Annotated in this window: 2 protein-coding genes; both read left to right on the top strand. The window is 63.9% G+C overall.

What is annotated here, in order from left to right; genetic code table 11:
• On the top strand, positions 1 to 1,445 hold a 1,445-nt coding region (locus tag Q1K49_RS08415), incomplete at its 5' end, for a CheR family methyltransferase (RefSeq protein ID WP_300525002.1).
• Positions 1,435 to 2,293 (top strand): Hpt domain-containing protein (locus tag Q1K49_RS08420; RefSeq protein ID WP_300525004.1); only part of this gene is annotated, 859 nt, incomplete at its 3' end. The genes Q1K49_RS08415 and Q1K49_RS08420, both read left to right, overlap by 11 nt.

Genomic DNA, 2,293 nt, shown 5'->3' on the forward strand with positions numbered 1-2,293 from the left:
AGAACGAGAAATCGGCGCTGCTGGAAACGGGGATCCGCGCCAGGATGGAAGCCCGCGCAACCGTATCCCCGGAGCGCTATCTGTCCCTGCTTGCCGAGGAGCGCCGTGAGTTCGGCGAACTCATCGACCTCCTCACCATCAATGAGACCTATTTCTACCGCGAACCGGTCCATTTCTCCCTCCTTGCGGGTAGGGTCGTTCCCGAGGTGCTGGCGCACCCCGGCCGGCACGGGAAGATCACCCTCCTGAGCGCCGGCTGCTCCACCGGGGAGGAGGCCTATTCGATCCTCATCTCGCTGGCGGAGCGGTACGGGCGGGAGGGGGTTCGCGGCTTTGCCGTAATCGGCGTGGATATCGACACCAGCGCCGTTTCCCGGGCGCGGGAGGGCGCTTTCGGCAGACGCTCTTTCCGGGACTTCCCGGAGGAACTGCTCAAGAAATACTTCGAGGAAACGTCTTCCGGGACCTGGCGCGTGCGTGAGTGGCTGCGGGAGTCGGTGGTCTTTCTTCCCTTCAACCTGCTGAGCGGGGAGTATCCCCCTGAACTGCTGAACGTCGACATCATCATGTACCGCAACGTTTCCATCTATTTTTCCCAGGATGTGCGCAACCGGATCTTCTCGCGACTGGCCGGGATTCTCAGCGACGGCGGCTACCTGTTCACGAGCCCTTCCGAGACCTTCTTCTACAACAGGGGGGTTCTGGACCTGATCCCCCTCGACGGCGCTTTTCTCTTCAGGAAAGGGGACGTCCGAGTACGTCAGGAGCAGGAGAGCCGGCGGCTGTCCCGCGGGGTACGCAAGGCCGCGTCGGCGAAGGACCCGTGTGTCGCCATTCGTCCTCGGAATGCTTCTTTTCCCACCCCCGTGACGGGAGGGGACACTCTGCCCGGCGGATCATCAGGAGGACACTCCGCCCGGCCCTCGCTTGACGGTTTCGAGAAGGCGGTGCGTCATGGGGAAGCCGGGGAATATGGAGACGCCCTGCGGGAACTGGACGGCGTTATCGAAGCATCTCCGGCACTTCTCCCTGCCCATACCCTGAAAGGGAGCATCCTGATGAATCTTTCCCGGCTCGACGAGGCGCGGGCCTCCTATCGCGATGCGCAGCGAATCGATCGCTTCTCCCTTGACGCATCCTTTTCCCTCGGTCTGATCGAGCGGCTGGCAGGGGACGACCCGTCGGCCCTCCGGAGTCTCCGGGAAGCGATCTACATCCACCCCTCCTGCTGGCCTGCCCACTACTTTCTGGCGGAGACCCACCGTGAGCGGGGTGAAGCGGAACATGCACGGCGCGAGTACGAGGTAATCCTCAAGATCCTGGACAAGGGCGATTTTCTGGAGCACGGGCTGACGAGCCTGCCGTTCTCCTTTTCCGCCCGGGAACTGGAAACCTTGTGCAGGCGGAAACTCCAGATGCTGAAGAGGGTGGGCAATGGCGATTGATCGCGGAAAACTGCTTGCCCGCTTCCTCCAGGAAGCACGGGAGCATTGCGCCGGCATGGAACGGGGTCTCGTGTCCCTGGAGGGGAACCCCGGCGATCGGGAGACGCTTGACGCAGTCTGCCGATCGGCCCACACCATCAAGGGCTCGTCGCGGATGATGAAGTTCCCGGACCTTTCATCGGTCGCCCACCGCATGGAGGATGTCCTGGATGCCCTGAAGAGCGGCAGGGTGACTGCTACACATGCGATCTCGTCCCTGCTCTTCCGGGGCATCGACGCCATGGCAGGCATGCTGGATCGGATCGCGGACGGAGCGGAGGCGCCGGGGGAGGCCGGAGGGCTGTGCGCGGAACTGGCGCAGGCCGCGAGTGGGGGAAAAGCGGTTCCGGACGCGGAACAGGGAGGGAATGACGAGGCGCACGAGACGTCGGGCGCCGGCCAGGCGGACCGGGAAGGGCGGCCTGCCGCGCCCCAGGTGAAACCCTGGACTGATGAGACGATTCGCGTGTCCGCGGAGAAGATTGACGGTCTGATACGGCTGATGGGCGAGTTCACGGCCGCGGGAACCAGATCCGGAGAAACCCTGGCGCGTCTCAGGACGGCGCTCCGGCTTTCCGAAAGGCTGTCCGGCTCCCGTGACTTCACCGGCGACGGGGTCCCGGACGAACTGCACGGTATGCTCGCCGATGTCTATTCCTCGCTGAAAGAAGAGCTGCTCTCACGGGAAACCCTGACCCGGCAGTTGCTGGAGGCTTCCCTATCCCTGAGGACGATGCCGCTGTCCACGGTCTTTGACAGCTTTCCCCGCACCGTTCGTGACCTTGCCCTGTCCCTGGGCAAGGAGGTGG

The sequence above is a fragment of the Aminiphilus sp. genome (genome assembly GCF_029975095.1).
In the GTDB taxonomy this organism is placed as follows: domain Bacteria; phylum Synergistota; class Synergistia; order Synergistales; family Aminiphilaceae; genus Aminiphilus.